This is a genomic window from Paenibacillus dendritiformis (assembly GCF_015845845.1).
Taxonomy (GTDB): domain Bacteria; phylum Bacillota; class Bacilli; order Paenibacillales; family Paenibacillaceae; genus Paenibacillus_B; species Paenibacillus_B dendritiformis_C.
On the sequence record NZ_LDIG01000068.1, the window covers coordinates 1 to 25,091 of the forward strand.

Sequence of the window (25,091 nt, forward strand, 5' to 3'; positions counted from 1 at the left end):
GCGCTTCCATGACGGCCACATGGCCTGATTCCGTCGGAAATGGTTGGCGAATCCAGTTGATATCCGTTCTGGCGGCCAGCGCTTCATAAGTTTCTCGCACGTCTTCCACGTAGATTTCAATGTCGGCCACCTGGAAATCGGGATGATTTTGCAGGACGAGCTCGGAGCTCTTTTCGTCCGGGAACTTCATTCCGGCCAAGGTCCATGTTCCGCCGTCGCCGAGGGGCCGCTCGATGCGCCAATGCTCCGTCAAGCCGAGCGATTGGTAGAACTCGATCGAGGTCTCGATGTTTGCGGTGTACAGAGCGACGCATTCCAGTCTTTTGAACATAGTGTTATTCCTCCTAGCAGTTGTTGTGCCGTGCTTGTGTCTACTGTACCATCTATATACGTCATCATTTGTCGTAGATAGAAAAGAAGTTGTGCTATGGTTGCAGAACAGCAGAATGATGTTGACGATGAGCGCGTAATAGCAGAACTCGGGTATGTTGACGATGAGTGCATAATAGCAGAGTTCGGGTATGTGGATGATGAGTGCGGACAGCAGGACTAGGTAGGATATGTTAACGACGATGAAGGCAGAACAGCAGAACACGGGTTTGTTGACGATGAATGCGGAACGGAAGAACACGGGTACGTTGACAATGGATACAGAACGCGGCGTTCACGCGTAATGGAAGAGGAGCGAGGCAACGGCGTATGCAAAAAGCGAAACGGCTTATCGAATTAGTGATGCTCATCAACAAAAAACAGCAGTTTACGGCCCGCGAATTGGCTGAGGCATGCGGTGTGTCGCTGCGCACCATCCAACGAGATCTGCGCGACCTGGAGGAGCTGGGGGTGCCGCTGTATGCCGAATTCGGGCCTAAGGGCGGTTACCGGCTCCTGAAGGAGAAGCTGCTGCCTCCGCTGACGTTCACGGAAAATGAGGCGGTGGCGATGTTCTTCGCCTATCAGTCGCTGCATAACTACGCGTCGATACCGTTCGGGGAGGAAGCCGTCTCGGCGCTGTCCAAGCTCTACAGTGTTCTGCCCCCGAACGCGAAGCGGACCATCGACCGTCTGAAGGATTGCATTCAGTTCTGGGTGCCGCAGAGAGAGCAGGAGGCTCCGTTATTGCAGCCATTATTGGAAGCGGCTGTCGAGCGCCAAGCGCTTACGATCCGCTACGATTCGGCGCAAGGAGAGAATGAACGGGATATCGTGCCGCTTGGCTTATATGCGCATAACGGCTATTGGTACTGCCCGGCCTATTGCTTCCGGAGGGAAGCCTACCGCTTGTTCCGCGCGGACTATGTCAGATCGCTGAAACCGCGGGAGCCATTGGAGCCAGAGATGCGGAGGCAGATTAAGAAGTTGATCACGCTTGAGCAATGGTTCCTGCCGCCTGTGCGCCAGCATCATGTGCCGCTGCGGGTGGAATTGACCCGCTTGGGAGTGAGGAAATGCGAGGCCGATCCTTGGCTCGATAAAGCCATCACGCGGCACGAGGACGGGACGGGCACCATCGACACCCGCATTGGCGAGGGCGAACTCGAATACTATGCGGATCGGATATTCAGTTTGGGGACGGACGCCTTCGTGAAGGAGCCTCCCGAGTTGGCGAACTTAATCATAGACAAGTTGGATCGGCTTCGCGGCCGGTACGGTACCAGCCAGGCTTAGCGCATCAAGTAATGGACGAATATGGGCGAAACCCCATATTCGTCTTTTTGTATGGAGTTTGTTTTGGACAGAGGCAAAATGTTGGTTTTAAAGTAAATAAAGCCAAAAATCTTGACTTTACCTTTGCAAGTGACAAGGAATAAACAAAAAAATAATGTAATAATCAACACAAAACAATATAAAACAATAAATTTTCGTTGCGATATAGGTATGAAGGTGGTAGTATTTAAGACAACAACAGGTTGTATGGCTTTTTGCATAGGACCTGAAGGGCTTTTGATTACCTTAAAAGGGGTGCAGGAGATGAAGTTCAAAGTGATGACCCGATTTGTCGCCGCAGTAATGGCCGTATCGCTTGTATTGGCAGGCTGTTCGGCCGGGGGAGATTCCGCCCAAGGCAAGCCGAATGTGGACAAGAGCAAAATCGAAAATCTTCCTCAGCCTATTGCCAGCAAAGACGTGAAAGTGATGGTTATCCGCAAAATCGGAGGCGACGATCATACGGCGCAATTTCTGGCAGGCGCCAAGCAAGAGGGCGAATCGATGGGATTTACGGTGGACACGTACTCCGCGAACGGCGACACGGCCAAATTCCATGACGCGATAGCCCAGGCCCTGGAAAAGAACTATGACGGGGTTATTATCTCGCATGGGGATGATGCGGCTACGGTGGATGATGTCAAGAAATTGACGGAGAAGGGGATTCCGGTCGTCACATTCGACTCCAATCCGGACTTGGCCCAAATTGAAGGCGTGACGTTGACATCGCAGGACGACAAGCAGTTGGCCCGGTTGGCGTTGGACAGCATGAATAAGCAGTTAAATGGAAGCGGTAACATCGTTTATTTATGGGTGGACGGATTCCCGCCGATGGTAAGCCGCAACGGCGTATACCAAGACTTTTTGAAGGCGAATGCCGGCATTAAGGAGATCGAGCGCTTCGGCGTCGCGGCATCCGATACGTCGGTGCAGACGCAGAATGCCGTATCGGCGATGCTGACCAAGCATGGCAAAGGCAAGATTGACGCCATCTTCGCCACATGGGACGCGTTCGCCATCGGCGCGGCGCGGGCCGTGAAGGAAGCCGGGCGGGACGAAATCAAGATTTACGGCATTGACGTGTCAAACGCCGATTTGCAGCTGATGCAGGAAGAGAACAGCCCATGGGTTGCCACGGCCGCCGTCGATCCGAAGGTGATCGGCGCCGTCAATATGCGCCTGGTCGCGAAGAAGATCGCGGGCGAAGACACGCCGCAAACCTTCGACCTCAAGCCGACAATGATTACGCAAGAGCAATTGAATTCCTCCGGGGAAAAAGTGAATATGGAGAGCCTCAGCAAGATCATCCCGGATTGGGGCGTAAGCACGGACTTCGAGGAGGACTGGATGCAAGCGCTTAAGAAAGCGTATTCATCCAAATAAGTAGGGGACGGAATAAGAAGGGGGCGGAGGGAAGCGCGGAAGCGGCCAACGCCGGATGGACGGCGCTTGCCTCCCGATTCCGTACAGGAGGTGGAGAGATGATTGGACAGCAAGCGATTCGCCTGGATATGAAGCGGATTTCCATCGAGTTCCCCGGGGTGAAGGCGCTGGACAACGTGGATTTTACAACCGAGACCGGAACCTCCCATGCTCTGATCGGCGCGAACGGGGCGGGCAAGTCGACGTTGATGAAGGTGTTGTCGGGAGCCTACAACCATTACACGGGCGATATTTCAATCGGCGGCCAAGCGGTGCAGATTCGTTCGCCGAAGGATGCGAAGGACTTGGGCATCCAGATTGTATATCAGGAAGTGGATACGGCGCTGATTCCTTATTTGACGGTCGGCGAGAACATCATGCTGGATGATACGGTCAACGACATGGGGAAAAAGCAGTGGATCAACTGGAAGCGGATACACAGCGGCGCGAAGGCGACTCTCGAACGGATGAATGTGAAGGTGCCGACGAAGAAGCTGGTAAGCGAGCTGACGCTGGCCGAGAAGCAGATGGTTCTGATCGCGCGGGCGATAACGAAGGAATGCCGCTTTCTCATTTTGGACGAGCCGACCGCGCCGCTCAGCCATGCGGAGACGGAAGAGCTGTTCCGCATCGTGCGGGATTTGAAAAAGAACAATGTCGGGGTCATCTTCATCTCGCACCGTCTGCCGGAGCTGTTCGACATCTGCGACGACATTACGGTGATGCGGGATGGGCAATTCGTCATCAAGAAGCGGATTGCGGACACGAATCCGAATGAAATTGTGGAGCGGATGCTCGGCAAAAAAATGGACGATCAATTTCCGAAGCTTCCAATCGAAATCGGAGATACCAATTTTGAAGTAAAGGGCCTGACGGATGGCGACAAGCTGAAAAATATCGATTTCTATGTGCGAAAAGGGGAAATCATCGGCCTCGCCGGACTGGTGGGCGCCGGCAAAACGGAGCTGTGCAAGGCCCTGTTCGGCGCGTCCCGCATTGCGGCAGGCGAGCGTGTGCTGCAGAAGCGGAAGCTTTCCATTCGAAATTGCAATGAGGCCGTGAAGCAGGGAATCGCCCTCGTGCCGGAGGAGCGGCGCAAGGAAGGCATTCTCGTGCTGGAATCGGTGGTCAATAATCTGTCGGTTGCCAACCTGGCGAAGTTCTGCGCGTACAAGACGTTCCTGCAGTTCGGCAAGGAGAAGAAGGAGGCGCAGAGACTGATTCAGGATCTGGGCATCAAGACGCCGAACGAGCTGGCGAAGGTGAAAAACTTGTCGGGCGGAAATCAACAAAAAGTGGCGATCGGGAAATGGCTGACGACCGAGGCGGAAGTGTACATTTTCGATGAACCGACCAAAGGCGTCGACGTCGGAGCGAAAAAGGACATCTTCAAGCTCATTTCGCAGCTTGCGCAGCAGGGGAAGAGCATCATCTATGCCTCCTGCGAGCTGTCGGAGATTATCGGCATCACGGACCGCGTCTACGTGCTCTATGATGGCGAGATCGTGAAGGAGCTTCAGACGAGCGCAACCAATGAAGAAGAATTATTGTTCTACTCGACGGGAGGAAAGTAGCATGAGTTTGAGCACAGGGACAGGGCAGCAGCGTCAAGTGAAGGCGGCCAAATCTTTCGATTTCTTTGATTTTCTATATAAATACGGAACGATTGTAACGATTCTTATCCTGATTGTCGTGTTCGGAATCATGTCCGATAGCTTCCTGATGCCTACGAATATCATCAACATCTTGCGCTCGATCTCCATCGTCACCGTCATTGCGATCGGGATTACGATTTCGCTCTCGGTGGGCGGCTTCGACCTGTCGGTCGGTTCCGTGGCGTCCCTGGCCAACGCCGTCGTCATCTCCATGTTCGTCTGGCACTCGCAGAATGCGTTCGTCGGCATTATTACGGCGATCGCGGTCTGTCTTGTAGCGGGCGTGCTGAACGCGTTTATGATCGTCAAAATGAAAATTCAGGACATGCTCATGACGCTGGCGATGATGTTCATCATTCAGGGGGTGGCGCTCACGTATACGCGTGGGGCGACCGTATCGCAGAACATGGTCATGCCGGACGGCACGTTCGCCACGGGTCAGATCAGCGCCTTCTTCTCGAAAATCGGCCAGGTGCCGTGGATTATCATCATTATGCTTGTCGTCGTGGTCCTCGTCCATATTTTCCTGAACTATACGAAGCACGGCCGGTACATGTATGTCATCGGCGGCAATATGGAGGCCGCCAAGCTGTCGGGCATTCCCGTCAATAAATATCGCGTGCTCGCCTATGTGTTGTCTGCCGGATTTGCGGCCATCGGCGGCATTATGCTGGCTTCCCGCGTCATGACGGCGGAAGTCAATGCGGGCGCTCCCTATCTGATGGACGCGGTGGCAGCGGCCTACATCGGGTTCTCCGTCGCGGGCGCCGGCAGACCGAACGCGTTCGGCACCTTCGTCGGCGCGGTGCTCATCGGCATTTTGCAGAACGGTCTGGTCATGATGTCGGTTCCTTACTACGCGATGGACATCGTGAAAGGAACGGTGCTCGCTTTTGCTCTGGCTTTAACCTATTACAAACAGAAATAACGGGTGCAGGAGGAGATCGAAATGAGCGAATTCAAGACGTATTTCACGATGACCGAAACCGATGTGATTCAATACGCCCTCAGCCAGCTTGATTACTTCGATCGGGATGCCGAACTGTCCTGCAAGGAAATCGGCGACGGCAATCTCAACTATGTGTTCCGGGTCGTGGACGAGAAGACGGGGCGCTCGCTCATCATCAAGCAGGCGGGGCCGGTCGCCCGCATCTCGGATGAGTTCAAGGTGTCGCCGGACCGCAACCGGATCGAGAGCGATATTTTGCGCATCGAGCATGAACTGGCTCCGGGACTGGTGCCGCAAGTATACAAGTATGATCCGGTCATGAACTGCTGCGTCATGGAGGACTTGTCCGATCATGAGATCCTTCGCGCCGCCCTGCTGAAGCATAAGCAGTTCCCGCTGTTCGCCGAGCATATCTCGACCTTCATGGTCAATACGCTGCTGCTGACATCGGATGTCGTCATGAATCATAAAGAAAAGAAGGAGCGGGTGAAGGAGTTCATCAACCCGGATCTGTGCGAGATAACCGAGGATCTCGTCTATACCGAGCCGTTCTTCGATTGCCCGCGCAATGATGTGTTCCCGCCGCTGCTCCCGTTCGTGAAGGAATACTTGTGGGAGGACGAAGCGCTGCTCCTGGAGACGGCGAAGCTGAAGTTCGAATTCATGACCAATGCCCAGTCGCTGATTCACGGCGATCTGCATACGGGCTCCATCTTCGTGAAGCCGGATTCGACCAAGGTGATCGACCCGGAATTCGCCTTCTACGGCCCGGCCGGCTACGATGTGGGCAATGTCGTCGCCAACTTGATCTTCGCCTATGTCCATGCGGACAGCGTCATGGAGGACGGCGCGGAGAAGGAGCGGCAAAAAGACTGGCTCCTGTCAACGATTCAAGATATGGTTGATTTGTTCAAAGCGAAATTTTTGGCGGCGTGGAAGGAATTCGCGACGGATCCATGCGCTTCTTACAAAGGCTTCGATCAGTATTATCTGGAGACGATTTTGCGGGATGCGGCAGGGGTCGCCGGGCTGGAGCTGTGCCGGCGGACGCTCGGCCTCGCGCATGTCAAGGACATGACGTCGATTGCGGACGCGAACGCGCGGGCACGGGCGGAGAAGATGTGCATCGTCATGGGCAAGCGGTTCATTATGGAGCGCCATCTGATGAAGAACGGGACGGATTTCATGAAGGTCATTACGGCCGCTGGCGAAGTGTATAGCAGATAAGGAGGTCATGGGACGATGGGAGACAACGGCTTGACAGCGACAATGATTCAATCGGTAACGTTGGATGACGCGAACGATACGCTGGTCATTCTGGACCAGACGGTGCTGCCGAACGAGAAGGTATTTCTCAAGCTGAAGGAATTGAAGGATATTTGGGACGCGATCTATCATCTGAAGGTGCGCGGCGCGCCGGCGATCGGCATTGCGGCGGGATACGGCCTGTATCTGGGCGTCAAGGCTTCGGTAGCCGCGACGAAGGAAGCGCTGGCCGAGGATTTCAAGCGGGTCAAGGACTATCTGGCTTCCTCCCGTCCGACGGCGGTCAACCTGTTCTGGGCGCTCGATCGGATGGAGGCGCGCTTCCGGCGGGAGCAGGGCGGAAGCATCGCCGAGATCAAGGAAGCGCTGCGGCAGGAGGCGGAAGCGATCCGGGCCGAGGACGAGCAAGTCTGCGAGCAGATCGGCCGCCACGCCTTGTCGCTGCTGGAGCCGGGCTGGGGCATCCTGACGCACTGCAACGCGGGGGCGATTGCGACGGCCAAATACGGCACGGCGCTGGCGCCCATCTATTTGGGAGAGGAGCGGGGATACGGCTTCAAGGTGTATGCCGACGAGACGAGACCGCTGCTGCAGGGCGCGCGGCTGACGGCCTGGGAGCTTCAGGAAGCGGGCATCGATGTCACGCTCATCTGCGACAACATGTCCTCCATCGTGATGAAGGAAGGCAAGATTCAAGCCATCCTGGTCGGCTGCGACCGGGTGGCTGCCAACGGGGATACCGCCAATAAGATCGGCACGTCGGCGGTGGCGATTCTGGCGAAGCATTACGGCATTCCGTTCTATGTGTGCGCGCCGTTGTCCACGGTCGATCTGCAGTGCGCGACAGGGGACGATATTCATATCGAGCTGCGTCCGGATGAAGAGATTACGAGCAAATGGTATGAAAAGCCGATGGCGCCGGCAGGGGTCAAAGTCTATAACCCGTGCTTCGATGTGACGGATCACGAGCATATTACGGCGATCATTACGCAGCACGGCATCGCATACCCGCCGTTCGCCGACAGTCTGCCCGCCATGTTCGCGAAGCAAGCATCGGGCAATTAAGCAGAGCATATGAAAAGCCAGGCTCCTATGAGTCTGGCTTCTTTGCGTTGTTTCTTTGCGTTGGCTTCTGACGGATTCGGCCGCATCGCCGCCTGGGCTTCCTCAGACACATTCATGCAGCGAGATATTGCGTGAATCGAGAAACTCGTGCCAATCCTCTCCCAGCGTCTTGTCGGTGATGAGCGTATGGATGCGATCAAGCGGACAAATGCTGGCGAAGGAGGTGCGGTCGAACTTCGTGAAGTCTGCGACGAGATAGACCTTGTTCGCGCGCTCGACCGCGAGCCGGCGGACCTCCGCCTGCTGCTCGTTCGAATCGGTGATGCCGTGCTGCATGCTGACGGAGCGGCAAGAGATGAAGGCCAGGTCGAAGAAATAGCTGTTCATGTTCAGCTCGGCGTTCCGTCCGAGCGCGGACATGGAACTGGAAGAGATGCCTCCGCCAATCATGACGAGATGGACGTTGCTGTTATCGACGAGAGCGTTGGCGATTTTGAGGGAATTGGTGACGACCGTGATGCGCTTATTCTCCAACTGCTGCGCAATATAGAGCGACGTCGTCGACGCATCCAAAAAGATGGAGTCGCCGTTGGCGATGAATCCGGCGCACCGCTCGGCCATGCGCTTCTTGCCGTCGACGTGGATATGCTCCCGCAGGTTGACATTCACGTCATTCTGCACCCCGTCCGGAACATAAGCTCCCCCGTACGTGCGTATCAGAACGCCCTCGTCCTCCAACTGCTTCAAGTCGCGGCGGATCGTTTCTTCCGTCACGTTGAACAGGGAGGTAAGCGCGGCGACGGTCACGCTCTTCTGCTCCATAATGATTTCTTTGATCTTGGCTTTTCTGGCTACTGGTAACATGTATCTATTCGCTCCTAAAAACAGACATTTTATTGTTTTCCATTAAGTATAACATACTTTCCTCCTGATAAAAGTACTGTATTTTATGGGGTGGTTATCGTTTATGTGCCAATAAGGACTTGATTCAGGTTGAATATAGACTAAAAAGTAGAATAATGATGAATTTTGCGGACAGAAAACAAACATAAAACAACAATAGTCAAAATAAAATATTGACAAACAACGTATGAAGTAGGAAAATGAATGACATAAAGGATGTGTTCAAAAGCGGACTTTTTGAACAAACCTCATTCAGGCATGCGCTTTCAGGGAATCTACAGGAGGTGACATCGTGCTAACCCAAGCAACACCCTACTATTCTGATTTTGAAGCGAAGAAAATGATCTGTGAAATCGGCCGAAGAATGTACCTCAAAAATTTCGTGGCTGCCAACGACGGGAACATTACGATAAAGACCGGTCCCAACACGATCTGGGCCACGCCGACAGGAGTAAGCAAAGGGTTCATGACCCCCGACATGCTCGTCAAGCTGGACTTGGACGGGAAGGTGCTGGCCGGAAGCCGGAAGCCGTCTTCCGAGATTAAGATGCACTTGCGGGTCTATGCGGAGAATCCGGACGTGCGCGCGGTCACGCATGCGCATCCGCCGGTGGCGACCTCGTTCGCGATCGCCGGCATCGATCTCGATCAGGCCGTATCCCCGGAGGCGGTCGTCATTCTGGGAACGGTCCCGGTCGCGCCGTATGCGACGCCGGGGACGCAGGAGGTGCCGGACTCGATCGCTCCGTTCTGCAAGGATTACAATGCGGTGCTCTTGGCCAATCACGGCGCGTTGACCTGGGGCAAGGACATCATCGAAGCCTATTATCGCCTGGAGTCGCTGGAGCATTACGCGCTGATGCTGATGTACTCCGGCAAAATCATCGAGCAGGCGAATGAATTGAATTGCCGTCAAGTGTCCGACCTTACCGAGATTCGCAAGAAGATGGGCATTCACAGCGGAGGGACGCCAACCTGCAAGCCGGAGGGGGCCGCGAAGCCGAGCCGCGCGGAAGCGCAGACGATGAGCGAAGCCGACAAGGAAGAAATCATCAGTCAGATTGTCGCCAGAGTTACGGAACAAGTGCTTCAGAAGCTTCAATAGAAGGGGTGAACGAAGTGGGCATCAAGCTATCGGAATCGGATATCCAGAGCATTATTCAAGGCGTGCTGAAAAATATCGAGCAGAGCTTGCCGGGCGTACGGGCCGGGCAGAGGGCAGCCAAGCACGCGGATCTCCGCCAGGAGGATCTCCGGCAGGCGGACGCGGGGCTGGCGCAGCCGGAATCAGAGGCGGCGAGTGCTTCTCCTGCGGAGAAGGACGGCGAACGGGGCGTCTTCGCCGAGGCGGAAGCAGCCATTGATGCGGCTTCCGAGGCGCAGGCGGCCTATGTCCGGCAGTTCAATCTGCAGGATCGGGAGCGGTTCATCGCCGCCATTCGCCGCGCGACGCTCGAGCAGAAGGACGTGTTGGCGAGCATGACCTGGAAGGAGACGAAGCTCGGCCGCTATGAGGACAAAATCGCGAAGCTGGAGCTGACCGCGACCAAGACGCCCGGCACCGAAGACTTGATTTCGAAAGCGTTTACAGGCGATGACGGACTTACGCTGCTGAAGGAAGGCCCGTTCGGCGTCATCGGCGCCGTGACGCCGGTGACGAATCCGGTGGAGACGGTCATCAACAACGCGATCGGGATGCTGGCGGCAGGGAATGCGGTCGTCTTCAATGTGCATCCGTCCTCCAAGGCCTGCTGCGCCTACGCGGTGCAAATGATCAACCGGGCGGTGCAAGAGGCGGGCGGGCCGGCAAACCTGGTCACGATGGTGAAGGAACCGACCAAGGACACGCTGGACGCGATTGCGCAATCGCCGAAGGTGCACCTGCTCGTAGGAACAGGCGGCCCCGGATTGGTGAGAGCGCTGCTGCGCTCGGGCAAGAAAGCGATCGGCGCGGGGGCGGGCAATCCTCCCGTCGTTGTGGATGACACCGCTGACATCGAGCGGGCCGCCAAAGAAATTATCGCGGGCGCTTCCTTCGAGAACAACATTCTCTGTATTGCGGAGAAGGAGGTGTTCGTCGTGGACAAGGTGGCGGACGATCTGCTGTTCCACATGCTGAATCACGGCGCATACCGGCTGGACGACCGCGAGCTCGAACAGGTGATGAGCTTCGCGCTGGAAGCGAACGAGAGCGGGACGGCCAGCGGCTGCTCGCTGGACGCGAAGCGCGAGTACCGCACCGCGAAGGAGTGGATTGGGAAGGATGCGGCTTTGTTTTTGGAGAAGATCGGCGTCGTTCCCGGCAAGGAGGTCAAGCTGCTTATCTGCGAGGTCGACTTCGACCATCCGTTCGTGCAGTTGGAGCAGATGATGCCAATACTGCCGATCGTGCGCGTGAGCGATCTGGAGGAGGCGATTCGCCTGGCCGTCCTGGCGGAGCACGGCAATCGGCATACGGCATTGATGCATTCCACGAATGTGGCAAATCTCGCCGCCTTCGAGCGCGCGATCGGCACGACGATCTTCGTCAAGAACGCCTCGTCGCTCGCGGGTGTCGGTTCCGGCGGAGAAGGCTTCACGACGATGACGATCGCCGGGCCGACGGGGGAAGGCCTGACATCGGCCCGCACGTTCACGCGGAAGATGCGAAGCGTTCTTGCGGAGCGCTGAACCTGAACATCTGACTTCGGGGATAATTCCGGGCAAGAGAGGTAGATGACGATGGCAGACGGCAAAGCATTGGGATTCGTGGAGGTTCAAGGCTACAGCGTGGCCCTGGCGGTGATGGACAAAGCCTGCAAGGCGGCTGACGTGCATATTCTAGGAATTGACGCGAATAACCCGCCGGAGAACATGGAGACGTCGATCCCGCTGATGGTTCAGGTCAAGTTCAGCGGCACGGTCAGTCATGTGCAGACGGCGCTCGCGGCGGCGCGGGAAGAGGCCTTGACGTATTTGCGCGAGGATCAAGTGATTACGAAGTGCATTACGTCAGGCAGCCCCGGCATCGCCTCCTTGCTGAAGCAGGGCAAAGTAGCGGTGAGATAGACGGGAAGCCGGCGGACCATGTCCGGCAATGGGCAGGAACGGGCCGGGCTTCCCGGCATGAAGGGGAGGGGGCGGCATGAAGCGAGAAGGGAAGCAATCTCTTGGCATGATAGAAACGATAGGCATCACCCCGGCTATCCGCGCGGCGGACATGATGATGAAATGCGCTTATATTACCGTAGTAAGCATTGAGAAATCAGGAGCGGGCATCGTGACGGTACTCATTCAGGGCAAGCTGGATTCCGTTCAGGCCGCACTCGAGATTGGGGCGCTGGAAGCGCAGAATACGGGGGAGCTTGTCGCCGTCCATGTCATCAACAATCCGGATGACGGGCTCGCCGAGCTGCTGCCTCGCAATGGAACGGAGGGAACCTGGGAATGACGTACGATGCGATTGGCGTAATCGAGGCCCGCTATTTCGCGACGGCGCTGGAGATGACCGATGCGATGAGCAAGGCGGCCCAGGTGGAATGGCTCGCCAGCGAGAAGGCCTTGGGCGGCAGGCTGGTGACGATCATCATCGGCGGCGATGTCGCCAACGTGAAGGCGGCGGTGGAGGCGGCCAAGGCGGTATGTGCCGGCAAAGCGGTCAATCCGCTCGCCCATGCGGCGGTCATCCTGAAGCCTCATGCGGAGATAATGAAGTTCGTTATGCCTAGGCAGGCGGGGGAAGAAGAGCGTGCCGGGTCTGCGGGATCGGGGGTAGCTGCGGCATGGGATGCAGGCAAGGCAGCAGCGGAAACGGCCTTAGACGCAGGCAAGGCATCGTCTTCGGATCCGGCTGTCAGCGAAGCGAAGGCGAATACGGGTCCGGCTGCCGATGCGGACGCTGGGACGGGTGCCCCAGCCGGAACGAAGACCCCGTCAACGCGGAAAAGTTCCCGGCCAGCTGCGGCAGAGAAGAACAAGATGAAGGAGGAACAATGAGATGAACCAAGCATTGGCGATTGTGGAGACAAGAGGCTTGACAGCGGCGATAGAAGCGGCGGACGCGATGCTGAAGGCGGCGAATGTGGAGATTGCGGGAACGGAGAAAATCGGTTCCGGACTCGTGTCGGTTATGGTTCAAGGCGATGTCGGCGCGGTCAAGGCCGCTGCGGAGGTCGGTGCCGAGGCGGCGCAGCGCGTGGGCGAATTGGTTGCCGTTCATGTCATCCCGCGTCCGCATGGCGATGTGGCGAAGCTGATTGCCGCAGGGAAGTAAGCCGGGCAAGACCGGCATCAATGAACTTCATTTTCATATCCACAAGGAGGCTATCCAAATGAACGAATCATTGGGAATTATCGAGACGAGAGGCTTGACGGCGGCGATCGAGGCGGCGGATGCGATGCTGAAGGCGGCGAATGTGGAGATTGTGGGCACGGAGAAAATCGGATCCGGACTGGTGACGGTCATCGTTCGCGGCGATGTCGGCGCGGTCAAGGCCGCGACCGAGGTGGGGGCCGAAGCCGTGCAGCGGTTGGGCGAGCTGGTGGCGGCGCATGTGATTCCTCGTCCGCACAGCGATGTGCTAAAAATTCTTCCTTCCCTGAAATAAGCGGGATAACCGGTCATTGGGACAATCCATTCATGCTGCAAGAAGAAGGCTGGGCAGGAAGGAATCCTCAGGAATGGGGCGAGACAAGCGGCTTGGCGGCGGCAATCGAACCCGGCCGATGCGATGCGGGAAGCCGGAGCGGAAGCGCGCAGAGCGCAGGCCAATTCGCGGTTGAGCAGTCATCCCGCGTCTGCCAAGAGCCTGCATCCTGCCTGCCAAGCCATCATGGCGGTGATAAAGATGACAGAACAGGTTAATAAGGAACTGACGGAATATATTACGCAATTGGTGATGGAAGAACTGGAACGCTGCGGCTTGGCTCCTGCCCGGGAGCCGCTCCGCTTCGTGCCTGTCGGCGTCTCTGCCCGTCATGTGCATCTGTCGCAAGCCGATATGGAGCTGCTGTTCGGCCCGGGCAAGCCGCTGACCAAGTTCAAGGATATTTCTCAGCCCGGCCAGTTCGCGGCGAACGAGAAAGTCACGGTTGTCGGCCCGAAGGGAACGATGGAGAACGTCCGCATTCTCGGGCCGTTCCGCAAGCATACGCAGGTGGAGATTGCGGCCAGCGAAGCGCGCAGGCTGGGCGTTCAACCGCCCGTTCGCGAGTCGGGCCGGATCGAAGATTCTCCGGGCGTGCAGCTCGTCGGTCCGCACGGTGCCGTGACGCTGGCGCGAGGATGCATCATCGCCGAGCGCCATATTCATATGACGCCTGCCGATGCCCGCGCCTATGGCGTGCGGCATGGGCAGAAGGTGCAGGTGAAGGTGCCGGGCGACAAAGGCGGCATTATGGATCATGTATCGATCAAGGTGCGGGAGGACTACGCGCTGGAAATGCATATCGATACGGATGATTCCAATGCCTTCGGCATCAAGCAGGGAGATGCGTTAGAAATATTGCGGTGAAAGCGAGGCTTATGGCGATGAAGATGGGCAAAGTGGTGGGCAACATGATTTCCTCCCGCAAATATGACGGGCTTCAGGGCTACAAGCTTCTCCTCATTGAATTATGCTATACCGAGCCGAAGGCGTATATCGTCGCCGCCGACACCATCGGAGCCGGTCTCGATCAGCTTGTGCTGGTGGCGGAAGGCAGCAATATTCAACAGGCGCTGACGAAGCCGGCGCCGATCGACGCGCTTGTCGTCGGCATCATCGACAGCGAACCGGCGCTTCCCGCCGCGGCCCCGCCTGCCGAGTGAGGAGGAATTCCGATGAATGAACCGTTGAAGGATGGCGGCAGGGACAAGCATTTCTGGTATGATGCGCATCTGCGTATGCTGCGGCAAGCGCGGCCGCTGCCTGCGATGCGGCGGGCGATATGCTGGGCGTGATGTACGAGGAAATTGGCGCGGCGTTCCAAGGGGTGAGAAGCGCCGATGAGGCGCTGCAGCGTGCCGAAGCGCGCATTATCGCCATTCAGCAAGGAGGAGGCTGATCCTATGAAAATCATCATTATCGGCGGAGTCGCGGCCGGCATGTCCGCCGCTTCCAAGGTGAAGCGGACCTCTCCGGAGGCGGAGGTCGTCGTATACGAGAAGGGGAGCTTCCTGTCTTACGGCGCCTGCGGCTTGCCATACTACGTGTCGGGCGCCAACGACGATTACCGGAAAATGATCGCGCGCACCCGCGAGCAGTTCGAGCAAGCGGGCATTCAGACCCGCCTGCGGCATGAAGTCCTGAAGATTGTTCCCGAATCGAAGCGGATTATGGTGAAGGATCTGGACAAGAACAAGGTGTTCCTCGACCACTACGACAAGCTGATGATCGCGACCGGGACCGTTCCGATCGTGCCGCCCCTGCCGGGCAAGGATTTGCCGGGAGTACATCTGCTGAAGACGCTGGAAGACGGCATCGCGCTGAAGGAGAAGGTCGCTTCGCTGGACGTGCGGGATGTGGTCATCGTAGGCGGCGGCTATATCGGCATCGAGGTGGCCGAGGCGATGGTCGAGCTCGGCAAGCGCGTCCGGGTCGTCGAGCTGGGCGATCGCATCCTGAAAACATTCGACCCGGAGATTACCGACATCGCTTCCCGGGAATTGGCGGACAAAGGCGTCAGCCTGAACACCGGGGAGAAGGTCGAGGCGATTGATGGAACGGAGCGGGTGACCGGCATTCGCACGGACAAGGGCGCCTATCCGGCGGATATGGTTATCTTGTCGGCGGGAATCAAGCCGGCGACCGGCTTCGTGAAGGGGACGGGCATAAGATTGGCCCGCAACGGCGCCATTATTATCGATCGCGAGATGAGAACAAGCGTGGAGGACATCTATGCGGCGGGGGACTGCGCCGAAGTATACAGCCGCGTCATGGAGGAGAACACGTATATTCCGCTCGGTACGACGGCGAACAAGTGCGGGCGGATTACCGGCTTGAATCTGCTGGGCAAGCATGAGAAATTCATCGGCACGCTGGGCAGCGCCGCGATCAAAGTGCTGGGCCTCGAGCTTGGCCGCACCGGCATGTCGGAAGAGGACGCGAAGCGGCTGGCCATCGATTATGGAACGGTATGGGTCAGCGCCGCCGATCATCCGAAGTATTATCCCGACCCGACGCCGATTCATTTGAAGCTCATCTATGAGAAAAAATCAGGCGTTCTGCTGGGCGCGCAGGGCATCGGGGAGAAAGGGGTCGTGCTCCGCATCGACATTTTGGCGGTCGCGATTCATAACCGCATGACGGCGGCGGAGATGGGCATGGTCGATCTCTGTTACGCGCCGCCGTTCGCCGGCGTCTGGGATGCCGTTCATATCGCATGCAATGCTATCAAATAGGTGGTGGACCGAATGAGTCGAAAAATAATCTCCCTCCAGGAAGCTGCCGCGCTGGTGCGCGACGGCGACATCCTCGCTCTCGGCGGCAATGTGCTTCACCGCGCGCCGATGGCGATGGTGCGGGAACTGGTGAGACAGCGGAAGCGCCGGCTGCGGCTGGTGAAGACGGCGGGGGCGCATGATATCGATCTCCTGTGCGCGGCCGGCTGCGTGCAGTCGGTCGATGCGGGCTTCGTCAGCTACGAGACCGAATACGGCCTGGCGATGCATTACCGCAAAGCGGTGGAACGAGGCGAGGTGCAGGGGCGCGAGCATGCGTGCTATACGGTCATCTGCGCCTTGCGCGCGGCGGCCGCGGGCGCTCCGTTCATGCCGGTGGCCGGATTGAAGGCGGGGGATCTGATCGCCGCCAACGATTATTTCGAGGTCATCCCGAATCCGTTCGGAGATGAGCCTGTCACGGTGGTCCGCTCGATCGTGCCTGACGTGGCCGTGCTGCATGTGCAGGAGTGCGACGAGGACGGCAACGCCGTCATTCTCGGCCCGAAGTTCGAGGATGTGCTCATGAGCCGGGCCGCCAAGCGGGTCATCCTGACGGCCGAGAAGATCGTGCCGAAGAGCAAGATGCGGATGCGCCCCGACAGCGTCGATATTCCTCACTTCCTCGTCGAGGCCGTCGTTCACGCTCCGCGCGGCGCGGCGCCATGCTCCTGCGACAAGAGCTATGATCCGGACTTCAAAATGCTGGAGCGGTTCGTGAAGATGAAGGCGGCGGCAGAGATCGAGGCGTATGTGCAGGCGTATGACAGCAAGGATCGAAGCGGGATAAAGGCAGGTGGCCAGTGGTGAATCAGTCGAATCAAGCGCAAGCGGCCGCGAAGCAAACACGGGTCAGCGACATCATGGTCTGTGCGATGGCCCGCATGCTGCAGGACGGGGAGACGGTATTTCACGGGGTGTCATCGCAGATGCCGATGGTCGCCATGATGCTGGCCCGGCAGCTTCATGCGCCCAATCTGGTCCATCTGAACATACCGGGGGGCGTCAACCCTTCCTCCATCAAGAAGGCATCGTACTCCTCCGCAGGGGCGGATTTGCTGGCCAGCGCGGAAGCGTATTTTCCGCTGGATCAGGTCTTCGACCTGTCGATGCGCGGCGGGCTGGATGTCGCTTTTCTCGGCGGCGTGCAGTTCGATGCCCGGGGCAATGTGAACGCCTCCGTCATCGGGGATTACCATAACCCGAAGGTCCGCTTGCCTGGCGGAGCCGGGAGCGCCGTGCTTATCCCGACCGCGAAGAAGGCGATTATATGGCGGACGAAGCATGATCGGCGCACCTTCGTCGACAAGGTCGACTTCGTGACGACACGGGGCAATGTATGGCGGATCGTCACCCCGCTATGCGTGTTCGCGATGAAGGACGGGATGCTGATGCTCGACAGCATTCATCCGACCTCCTCCCTCGAGGAAGTCGTGCAGAACACCGGGTTCGAGGTCAAATACGATGAGCTTCGCTTCACTCTGCTGCCGACAGCCAGAGAACTAAGCGTATTGAAGCAGATCGATCCGTTCGATTACCGCTCAAGCGAATTTTGAGGTTCCTGTGTCGTAACTCGCAATTCGCCATGATGAAGACAACCCGCAAGCCAAGCTTTTCCTAAAGGAGAGGCCGGAATTGCGGGTTATTTGTGCCGGTCAGACCGTATGATGATCCCCCGGTTCTCCTCCGATATCGCGCAAATAGTCCGGGACCGGGTTCACCGGATATTGGCCGAAGGGCAGGATATAGGTTTCTTGCCCCAGCGGTCCGCCCCACTTCCGTTGATAGTAGCTATGGTACAGCGGAAATGTCACCTGATGGAGCAGCGTCAAATATGGATCGGACTTCACCGTTGAGGCCCCGTCATTATGATGGGTCACTCCCAGGCCGGTATGGGCGATCTCGTAGCCGGAGAGAAGCACTCTGCGGTACCAGTCCTGATCCGAGAAATACATCGGCAGCTCCGTGTCCCACGGTCCCGCGGCCTTCACGGCCTCCATCCGGAATGCCGCCAGCGTATCGAGATTGGTAAACGCGATGCCCCATTTGTGTCCTGCTTGAAGCCAACGGTTCAAAATAGCCAAAAAGGCGTCGGGTGTCCCCTCATGCGCTTCCGCGTCGCTGTGCATATATAATACGGCATCGCACTTCTGTTCTGCCCCCCAATATTGCAGCAAGTTCTGCGACTGGCTGTGCGACAAGGGAACGGGCGGGACATAGACCGTGACCCTCGAAAACAAGCCGGGAGCGCGGATCAGCTCCTGCCCCGGCGAATTGTCGATGACGACCGTGTGCGGCCAGTAGTGCCGGATGCTGCCTACCGCCCGGTACAGCAAGTCCAGCCGATTGACGTAGAAAATGCCGACAATAAACTTAAACTTCACGTATCTCCCTCCCTGCCGAGCTTGCCGGTTCAGCCGAGCTTTTCTACATACAATGCGGCCACGAACCAATCCGCTTGTGGCTTTGAGAAGGAATCGGAGCCGAATATGAAAATAGGCTTATTCCATTTGGCTCCCGATTCAAGAAATTTCCCCCTCCTTAAGAGGAATTTATCCCATCAATTGTGGCAAGGAACAAAAATATTTAACATTTACATTAATATTACATCTAGAGGTAAAATGACCCAAACCAAAGTCTGAATTTGAAAAGCCGCAATGTATTCGTTTTCTTGGTTCTTCATGCGGTTTTACTTTTGCATGCCAATTAGGATAGGTTGATTAGTAGAAATGGCGTAATCTGTAAATAAGGAGGCGAGAGGAGTTGTTCCCGTTTGTTGAGATCGGCGTCAAGGAAGCTTGGCCCTGACCTCAAAAAACGAGCATTGCACCCAGAAATCAGCTCAATGTTAGAGAGAAAAAGGAGTGAGTGCCATGCAGTACATTTTTTATGGAACAGCTATTACGTTTCTGGTGTTTCAACTTCTGTATACGATCATTCCATTGCTGTGCAGCAAGGTGAAAAAGCTGAATCCCGATCTTGCGGAAAAGTCGATTTCGGTGCTCGTGCCCGCCTATAACGAGGAGCTTACGATCAAGAATTGCATAGATGCCATGACGGGCCTGCATTATGACAATTATGAAATCATCGTCATCAACGACGGTTCCAAGGACGCCACCTTCGCCAGGCTGGACGAGCTGCTCGAATTGGAGCCGGATGACCGGGAAGCGGGTCATAAGCTGGCTTATAAACCGATCAAGGGATGTTACCGTTCCCGGCGGTATCCCCGAATCTTTGTCATCGACAAGCTGAACGGCGGCAAGGCGGACTCGCTCAATGCGGGCATCGATTGCGCCGCTTCGGAGATCGTCATTACGTTGGATGCGGACAGTATGCTGGAAGCGAACGCGTTGAAATATGTCAATCAATATTTTCATCAGGACGATGTGATTGCGCTGGGCGGCACGGTCAAAATTGTCCAAGGCGCAGAGAAGCGGAACGGCGTCATCGTGGAGAGATTCCGAGGCAGAGGGCTTGTTAAGAGCCAAATCATCAATTATATTCACGGCTTCTACGTCCGCAAATTAACGCAATCCGTCTTTAATTCCATTGTGGTCATCTCAGGCGCATTCGGCGCTTTTTACAAAGATATATTAATTCAGGTGAACGGATTCCGCAGCACGGTGGGGGAAGACATCGACATTACGTTGAAAATTCATGAGTATTTGAAGGCGAAGCAGTTGAAGAAAAAGCTGGTGTACGCGCCGGAAGCGGTCTGCTATACCGAATGCCCGGAGAACCTGCCCAACTTCTACAAGCAGCGCATTCGCTGGCAAAAAGCGTTTGTCGACTGCATCTTAATCTACTGGTCGAAGCTGTCGCAAAAATTTTCCTCTGGCGTAAGCCTGTTTTTTGCGATCGACGGCTTTATGCTGGGCACCTTCTCGGCGTTTACGACGCTATTTTATGTGGCCCAGGCTCTTATCGCAGGCGGAAATATCATTCATGCGCTTATTTTTCTGCTGATCAGCCTGGTGTTCAATGCGGCCCAGATCATGATCTCCTTATACTTATGCAAAAAATTCGGGAGCACTTATTCGTTCAAAGACTATGTGAAAATGTTCTTGTTCAGCCAATACGAATTGCTTACTTACCGGAATTTGCTGCTCTACATTAATATTGCCGGGACGTTCAAATATTTTGACAATGATGAAGGCTGGGGCTTCGTCGAGCGCAAAGGCGTCGCCGCGATCAGCCAGAACATCGCTGCCGGTTCAAATTAATGGAATGGAGGAGCACGCATGAGCAGCGTTTTTCACACGAAACGGATTTTATATGTGGATATATTGCGAATTCTGTCTATTCTCGCCGTTATTATTTTGCATTTTACCGCGGAATTGTTGACCAACTCGAATGATTTCAATACCGCCTCGTGGTGGATCAGCAATCTGTTTAATTCGATCTCTCGCTTTGCCGTTCCGGTGTTCTTCATGATTAGCGGGGCGATGATTCTGAGAACCGAGATCCGATCATATCCGGAGTTCTATAAAAAAAGAGTCGTGCCCTTGCTCATTCCGCTTGTGAGCTGGTCGCTCATTTATGGCTTGTACAACCAATACTATATTTTACAAAGCAAGATGACGGCCTACGAGTTCGTGCTGGACTTCGGCTATCGGCTGCTGACGGACAGAACCTATGTGCATTTGTGGTTCTTGTACGCCATTATCGCGATTTACATGACCGTTCCCTTAATCAGCAAATTAATCAAAACATGCAGCGAACGGGATCTCCGCTATTATCTGCTGCTGTGGTTCATTGTCAGCATCGCGTATCGCTTTATCTCCGATGCCGTCTTTCGCGCCACGGATCAATATATCAATATTCCGAGCATGAATATCCCTTTTTTCATGGGGTTTCTGGGCTATTTTATTTTGGGATATTATCTCTTTCATTACGATCTGCCGCCGCGGGCGAAAAATATCGTGTTCAATCTCGGCATCGTCTCCTTCTTCCTCACTCCGGTCGCGACGTATTTCGTCTCGCTGCGGAACGGCGTGCTGGATGAGATGTTCTACGGCAACTATTCCATCACCACTTTCTTCATGGCGGCCGGCATGTTTATTTACTTCAAGGAAAAAGAAGAGCGGATCAGCGAAAAAGCGAATCATAAAATCCAGAAATTAATCAGTTCGGTTTCCAAGGCGAGCTTCAGCATCTATTTAATCCATCTGCTCATTGAAATGCTGGTGTCCGGCCGAACGGAAGTGCAGGCGTCGGTGCTGGAGGCGACGATCAGTCTGCTCGTCAATATAGCAGCCATATTCAGCATCAGCTATATCACCGTCAAGGTGCTCAATCTCAATAAACTGGTTACCTACGTATTATTCGGCGGAAGAGGGTAGAGCGATGAAAGTAAACCTGTGGACGAAATGCTTTATCGTCGTGCTGCTGGCCGGCATGGGCCTGTATTTCTATCAAATCTCGAGCGCGGTGGATCGCAAAGTTACCGCAGTCTATGTGGAAGCGTGGAAAGATTACAACAATATCAACCTGTCGGAAAAAAATGTGGATATTGCGTTTATCGCCTTTGCCAAAATCGATGGCACCAATATTTATTTTCATGAAGACGAGGCGACCAATGAACAGATTAAAGAAAACATTAAAAAGCTGAAAGAACATAATCCGAAGACCAAAATGGTCTTGGCGGTGGGCGGCTATGGCGCGGATGGCTTCTCTGACGCTTCCCTGGACGACAACCGCTATCTGTTCACCGAGAGCATCATCAACATGGTGAAGGAGCTGGAATTGGACGGCGTCGATATCGACTGGGAATATCCGGCGTTCCACGCTTGGAATACGCAGAAGGCGCGCCCCGAGGATACGCAAAATTTTACGAGTTTAATGAAGGAACTGCGGGAGAAGCTGTATCGGCTGCCGCATCCCAAGAACAAGAAGTATCTGCTCACCTTCGCTTCGGGCACCCAGGACTGGTATTTCCAAAATGTCGAGGTCAAACAAGTCGAAAAATACGTCGATTACATCAACGTCATGACCTACGACTTCACTGGCAGATGGTCGGACACGACCGGGTACAACTCCAATCTGTATCCGGATCGCGAGAAGAAAGCCAAGCACAGCATCGATCAAGTCATCACGATGTACCTGGACCATGAGATTGACAGCAAGAAGCTGCTGCTCGGCGTCCCTGCCTATTCCTACGGCTGGAAGGACGTCAAGAGCAAGACCGATGGCGCCTTCGCTCCCGGCAAGCCGATCGATATCGACAAAACGGATCTCAGCTACAAAACGATCGAGAAATCCTACTTGAACAAAAACGGCTATAAGCGCTACTACGACGATCAGGCCAAGACAGCCTACCTTTATAACGGCAACACCTTCATCACCTATGAGGACAAGGAGGCCCTGGCGGAAAAGGTGAAATACATCAAAGCCAAAGATCTGGGCGGTGCGATGGTCTGGGAATACTCGCGGGACGCGGAGGACGGGATTGTGAAGTTTTTGGGGGAGAAGTTGAATAGGTGATCGGGATTATGAATGATGGGTTTATGTTGGTTACAAAATGATGGACTATATGGAACGATATTGAATTCAAAAAAAGCAGGGCAAAAGAAAAAGAAGAGTTAATCAAGGCTTTGTTTGGATTCTTCGGTATTGGCGCAACTGCGTTATCCTATTACCTTACCCATTCTCTGAAATTCGCTGTTGTAGCGGGGCTCATTACCATCGGTATCATCTTGGCCGTTCTCCTCGTTCAAAGTGAGCGGAAGAGGAAAAGGTTAAAGCTGTCGGGAATCGAAGATATCGATCGAATGGATGGGATACAATTTGAGCACTATCTCGATCTTTTGTTCCAATCTCAAGGGTATTCCGTCAAAGTAACAAGAGCAGCCGGGGATTATGGCGCCGATCTCGTTCTCGAAAAAGACGGTAAAGCCATTGTTGTTCAAGCGAAGCGTCATAATAAAAATGTAGGTATAGAGGCGGTACAACAAGTACATAGCTCTATGAATTATTATGGAGCTTCCGAGGCATGGGTTATTTCGAATAGAGAGTATACCGATGCGGCAATGACGCTGGCCCGGAGCAATGGTGTACGCCTTATTGACCGTCAGGCCCTTATTGGTATGATTCTTGCCATGAATCCCGAGGCTGTGCCGCAACCAGAACAGATCTTAATGGATGCAACTCGACATCAACATATTTGTAACAGATGCGGGGGCTTGTTGGTCGTACGCAAAGGGCCGCGCGGACAATTTTATGGATGCAGCAGCTTTCCCAAGTGCAGAAATACTAAACCAATGTAAGGAAGCACGAATCGTATTCAGAGACCCATGAAAAGTTAATAAGAACGGAGATCAATAATCTCCCGAATATCGTCGATGCCCAGCGCGTCGGCGATTTTTTCGATATGTGCGAAATTGATGTTTGCGCGTTTGCCATTGGACAGTTCACTTAGCGCAGCATGGCGGACATCTGCTAAGCGGGACAATTCCCGCAGAGAAATTCCGTGTTTTGTGGTTAGATCAGCAATTTTTACTACCACTTTTTTGCCCATTTCTGTGTCCTCCAAACTTACATGATTTGACTATACGCATCAACGTACCATATAATAAGTTTTGACCTATTCATAGATCAATTGGATAATGCGGGAAAGAAAAAATTGCACCGTGAATGGTTAGCTTTACACGAACAGATCGCATCTCTTCAAAAGGGCTGGCTTTATGCTAAGGGGGTTCAGGACGGGGAGAAGATGATGATTTTTCACCAAAGATCAGAGCAGGACTTACACGCGGATGAATAACAGAGTAAAGTGTTTACATAATCAATGTGCTCAACGGTCACTAGACTGTTGAGTTTTTTATGTTTTGCATCATAAATCGACATGGAAAGACATTATGCTTGTCTCTGTCTAACTTTAACCTACCACTTTACGGGCAGATGGGTTGGACACAGCAAGGTATAAACCCAACCTGTATGGAGGTAGACTTCTCATTACCTTAGTGTTTATCTAGTTGACTGACAGGTCGAGTAAACTTCATCAGACGAGTTAATCAACAAAAAAATGGATTTTTTTACCTGTACTTATTTTCTTTATTCTGGTATTTATATAAATATGAGTATTACCTTTCAGACTAATGCAGTTGATGAAAATTTCAATGTTGTTGGAAAGAGAATTACAGCAATCACTACTGAAACTCTTGAAAGTGACGGAGTCAAGACAATAAAAATGCTTCTTCGCCGTTATAAATGCAATGACTTGTCGATACTGGAATTAAGAACCCAGTAGAGGACAGGTGTTTTCATATGTTTGCAGCAAATTTAAATGAAGGTCAACTTGAGGAACTGCTTCATATTCCCGAACCATGGTACATTGATCGTGTAGAGTTTAGCCTTGAAGCCAAGCAACTTGATGTGTATGTCAAATTTCGTAAGCGAGCATTGTTCCCATGTTCAAATTGCGGGGAGCCTGATCAACCGGTTCGAGATATCGCGACCCATGATCGTACGTGGCGTCATCTCAACTTCTTTGAGTATCCATGCTACATCCATGCCGAACATCCTCGCACGAATTGCGGCAAGTGCAATTCCATTACCCGGGTTAAAGTGCCGTGGGCACTGGATAAACCGAAGCATTACTTTACCTTGCACTTTGATGCACTCATTATTGCACTAGCCAAGGATATGCCGATGAATGCAATCAGTCGATTTGTAGGAGAGCACGATACACGCTTATGGCGGATCCTGCATCACTACGTGGATAACGCGA

The 25,091-nt window shown here is 54.5% G+C and carries 29 protein-coding genes; 25 read left to right on the forward strand and 4 right to left on the reverse strand.

What is annotated here, in order from left to right:
* Window positions 1-331, reverse strand: a 331-nt coding sequence (locus ABD76_RS03710; protein WP_197254382.1) for a VOC family protein, incomplete at its 3' end; no start/stop codon positions are given.
* 96 nt (window positions 332-427) lie between these two features.
* Between ABD76_RS03710 and ABD76_RS30130 the strand changes: the two genes are divergently transcribed.
* The 7 genes from ABD76_RS30130 (at window position 428) to mtnA (ending at window position 8,061) form a co-directional block, all read left to right on the forward strand.
* Window positions 428-553 (forward strand): hypothetical protein, encoded by a 126-nt coding sequence (locus ABD76_RS30130; RefSeq protein ID WP_275100759.1) that lies wholly within the window; start codon window positions 428-430, stop codon window positions 551-553.
* A 146-nt stretch (window positions 554-699) separates the two neighbouring features.
* Window positions 700-1,665 (forward strand): helix-turn-helix transcriptional regulator, encoded by a 966-nt coding sequence (locus ABD76_RS03715; RefSeq protein WP_197254383.1) that lies wholly within the window; start codon window positions 700-702, stop codon window positions 1,663-1,665.
* Between the two features lie 303 nt (window positions 1,666-1,968).
* On the forward strand, window positions 1,969-3,087 hold the full coding sequence (locus ABD76_RS03720; RefSeq protein WP_197254384.1) for a sugar ABC transporter substrate-binding protein: 1,119 nt from the start codon (window positions 1,969-1,971) through the stop codon (window positions 3,085-3,087).
* Between the two features lie 98 nt (window positions 3,088-3,185).
* Entirely contained in the window at window positions 3,186-4,700 is a 1,515-nt protein-coding gene (locus ABD76_RS03725; RefSeq protein WP_197254385.1) for a sugar ABC transporter ATP-binding protein, read from the forward strand.
* 1 nt (window position 4,701) lies between these two features.
* Window positions 4,702-5,709, forward strand: coding sequence for an ABC transporter permease (locus ABD76_RS03730; RefSeq protein ID WP_197254386.1), 1,008 nt, complete (start codon window positions 4,702-4,704; stop codon window positions 5,707-5,709).
* Between the two features lie 21 nt (window positions 5,710-5,730).
* The gene (gene mtnK / locus ABD76_RS03735) at window positions 5,731-6,957 is read left to right on the forward strand and encodes an S-methyl-5-thioribose kinase (protein ID WP_197254387.1); all 1,227 of its coding nucleotides are present in this window, start codon (window positions 5,731-5,733) and stop codon (window positions 6,955-6,957) included.
* A gap of 15 nt (window positions 6,958-6,972) precedes the next feature.
* Window positions 6,973-8,061 (forward strand): S-methyl-5-thioribose-1-phosphate isomerase, encoded by a 1,089-nt coding sequence (gene mtnA / locus ABD76_RS03740; RefSeq protein WP_197254389.1) that lies wholly within the window; start codon window positions 6,973-6,975, stop codon window positions 8,059-8,061.
* Between the two features lie 102 nt (window positions 8,062-8,163).
* Here mtnA and ABD76_RS03745 read toward each other — a convergent pair whose 3' ends face one another.
* Window positions 8,164-8,925, reverse strand: a complete 762-nt coding sequence (locus tag ABD76_RS03745) for a DeoR/GlpR family DNA-binding transcription regulator (protein WP_197254391.1) — start codon at window positions 8,923-8,925, stop codon at window positions 8,164-8,166.
* 379 nt (window positions 8,926-9,304) lie between these two features.
* Here ABD76_RS03745 and ABD76_RS03750 point away from each other — a divergent pair, with 379 nt between their 5' ends.
* From ABD76_RS03750 to ABD76_RS03810, 13 genes are all read left to right on the forward strand, one after another.
* Entirely contained in the window at window positions 9,305-10,069 is a 765-nt protein-coding gene (locus ABD76_RS03750; RefSeq protein WP_197254406.1) for a class II aldolase/adducin family protein, read from the forward strand.
* Window positions 10,070-10,083: 14 nt separating this feature from the next.
* Entirely contained in the window at window positions 10,084-11,634 is a 1,551-nt protein-coding gene (locus tag ABD76_RS03755) for an aldehyde dehydrogenase (RefSeq protein WP_197254392.1), read from the forward strand.
* A gap of 45 nt (window positions 11,635-11,679) precedes the next feature.
* A complete protein-coding gene (locus tag ABD76_RS03760; RefSeq protein WP_242069348.1) occupies window positions 11,680-12,012 on the forward strand; it encodes a BMC domain-containing protein in 333 nt (110 codons plus the stop codon).
* Between the two features lie 76 nt (window positions 12,013-12,088).
* Window positions 12,089-12,394, forward strand: a complete 306-nt coding sequence (locus tag ABD76_RS03765) for a BMC domain-containing protein (protein WP_197254393.1) — start codon at window positions 12,089-12,091, stop codon at window positions 12,392-12,394.
* Window positions 12,391-12,939, forward strand: coding sequence for a BMC domain-containing protein (locus ABD76_RS03770; protein ID WP_197254394.1), 549 nt, complete (start codon window positions 12,391-12,393; stop codon window positions 12,937-12,939). The genes ABD76_RS03765 and ABD76_RS03770 overlap by 4 nt, the downstream gene beginning before the upstream one ends.
* A 1-nt stretch (window position 12,940) precedes the next feature.
* Entirely contained in the window at window positions 12,941-13,216 is a 276-nt protein-coding gene (locus ABD76_RS03775; RefSeq protein ID WP_087440595.1) for a BMC domain-containing protein, read from the forward strand.
* A 58-nt stretch (window positions 13,217-13,274) separates the two neighbouring features.
* Complete coding sequence (locus ABD76_RS03780; protein ID WP_087440596.1) at window positions 13,275-13,550, forward strand: BMC domain-containing protein; 276 nt, start codon at window positions 13,275-13,277, stop codon at window positions 13,548-13,550.
* A 32-nt stretch (window positions 13,551-13,582) separates the two neighbouring features.
* Window positions 13,583-13,807 carry a hypothetical protein gene (locus ABD76_RS03785; protein WP_197254395.1) on the forward strand — a complete coding sequence of 75 codons (225 nt, stop codon included), beginning with the start codon at window positions 13,583-13,585 and terminating at the stop codon, window positions 13,805-13,807.
* Window positions 13,791-14,456: a phosphate propanoyltransferase gene (pduL, locus tag ABD76_RS03790; RefSeq protein WP_197254396.1), complete on the forward strand. Its 666-nt coding sequence runs from the start codon at window positions 13,791-13,793 to the stop codon at window positions 14,454-14,456. The genes ABD76_RS03785 and pduL overlap by 17 nt, the downstream gene beginning before the upstream one ends.
* A 17-nt stretch (window positions 14,457-14,473) precedes the next feature.
* On the forward strand, window positions 14,474-14,752 hold the full coding sequence (locus tag ABD76_RS03795; RefSeq protein ID WP_242069349.1) for a EutN/CcmL family microcompartment protein: 279 nt from the start codon (window positions 14,474-14,476) through the stop codon (window positions 14,750-14,752).
* Window positions 14,753-14,992: 240 nt separating this feature from the next.
* Window positions 14,993-16,324 (forward strand): CoA-disulfide reductase, encoded by a 1,332-nt coding sequence (locus tag ABD76_RS03800; RefSeq protein ID WP_197254397.1) that lies wholly within the window; start codon window positions 14,993-14,995, stop codon window positions 16,322-16,324.
* A gap of 12 nt (window positions 16,325-16,336) precedes the next feature.
* Complete coding sequence (locus ABD76_RS03805) at window positions 16,337-17,173, forward strand: CoA transferase subunit A (protein ID WP_197254399.1); 837 nt, start codon at window positions 16,337-16,339, stop codon at window positions 17,171-17,173.
* Window positions 17,170-17,919, forward strand: a complete 750-nt coding sequence (locus ABD76_RS03810) for a CoA-transferase subunit beta (protein WP_338125030.1) — start codon at window positions 17,170-17,172, stop codon at window positions 17,917-17,919. The genes ABD76_RS03805 and ABD76_RS03810 overlap by 4 nt, the downstream gene beginning before the upstream one ends.
* A 99-nt stretch (window positions 17,920-18,018) precedes the next feature.
* Here ABD76_RS03810 and ABD76_RS03815 read toward each other — a convergent pair whose 3' ends face one another.
* The gene (locus ABD76_RS03815; RefSeq protein WP_197254400.1) at window positions 18,019-18,747 is read right to left on the reverse strand and encodes a glycosyltransferase family 2 protein; all 729 of its coding nucleotides are present in this window, start codon (window positions 18,745-18,747) and stop codon (window positions 18,019-18,021) included.
* A gap of 489 nt (window positions 18,748-19,236) precedes the next feature.
* Here ABD76_RS03815 and ABD76_RS03820 point away from each other — a divergent pair, with 489 nt between their 5' ends.
* From ABD76_RS03820 to ABD76_RS03835, 4 genes are all read left to right on the forward strand, one after another.
* Window positions 19,237-20,586 carry a glycosyltransferase family 2 protein gene (locus tag ABD76_RS03820; protein WP_197254401.1) on the forward strand — a complete coding sequence of 450 codons (1,350 nt, stop codon included), beginning with the start codon at window positions 19,237-19,239 and terminating at the stop codon, window positions 20,584-20,586.
* A gap of 18 nt (window positions 20,587-20,604) precedes the next feature.
* Complete coding sequence (locus ABD76_RS03825; RefSeq protein WP_197254402.1) at window positions 20,605-21,705, forward strand: acyltransferase; 1,101 nt, start codon at window positions 20,605-20,607, stop codon at window positions 21,703-21,705.
* Window positions 21,706-21,709: 4 nt separating this feature from the next.
* Window positions 21,710-22,846 carry a glycoside hydrolase family 18 protein gene (locus ABD76_RS03830; RefSeq protein WP_197254403.1) on the forward strand — a complete coding sequence of 379 codons (1,137 nt, stop codon included), beginning with the start codon at window positions 21,710-21,712 and terminating at the stop codon, window positions 22,844-22,846.
* Window positions 22,847-22,956: 110 nt separating this feature from the next.
* The gene (locus tag ABD76_RS03835; protein WP_206765506.1) at window positions 22,957-23,628 is read left to right on the forward strand and encodes a restriction endonuclease; all 672 of its coding nucleotides are present in this window, start codon (window positions 22,957-22,959) and stop codon (window positions 23,626-23,628) included.
* A gap of 35 nt (window positions 23,629-23,663) precedes the next feature.
* Here ABD76_RS03835 and ABD76_RS03840 read toward each other — a convergent pair whose 3' ends face one another.
* Complete coding sequence (locus tag ABD76_RS03840; protein ID WP_197254404.1) at window positions 23,664-23,879, reverse strand: helix-turn-helix domain-containing protein; 216 nt, start codon at window positions 23,877-23,879, stop codon at window positions 23,664-23,666.
* Between the two features lie 749 nt (window positions 23,880-24,628).
* Between ABD76_RS03840 and ABD76_RS03845 the strand changes: the two genes are divergently transcribed.
* Window positions 24,629-25,091 (forward strand): helix-turn-helix domain-containing protein (locus tag ABD76_RS03845; RefSeq protein WP_197254405.1); only part of this gene is annotated, 463 nt, incomplete at its 3' end.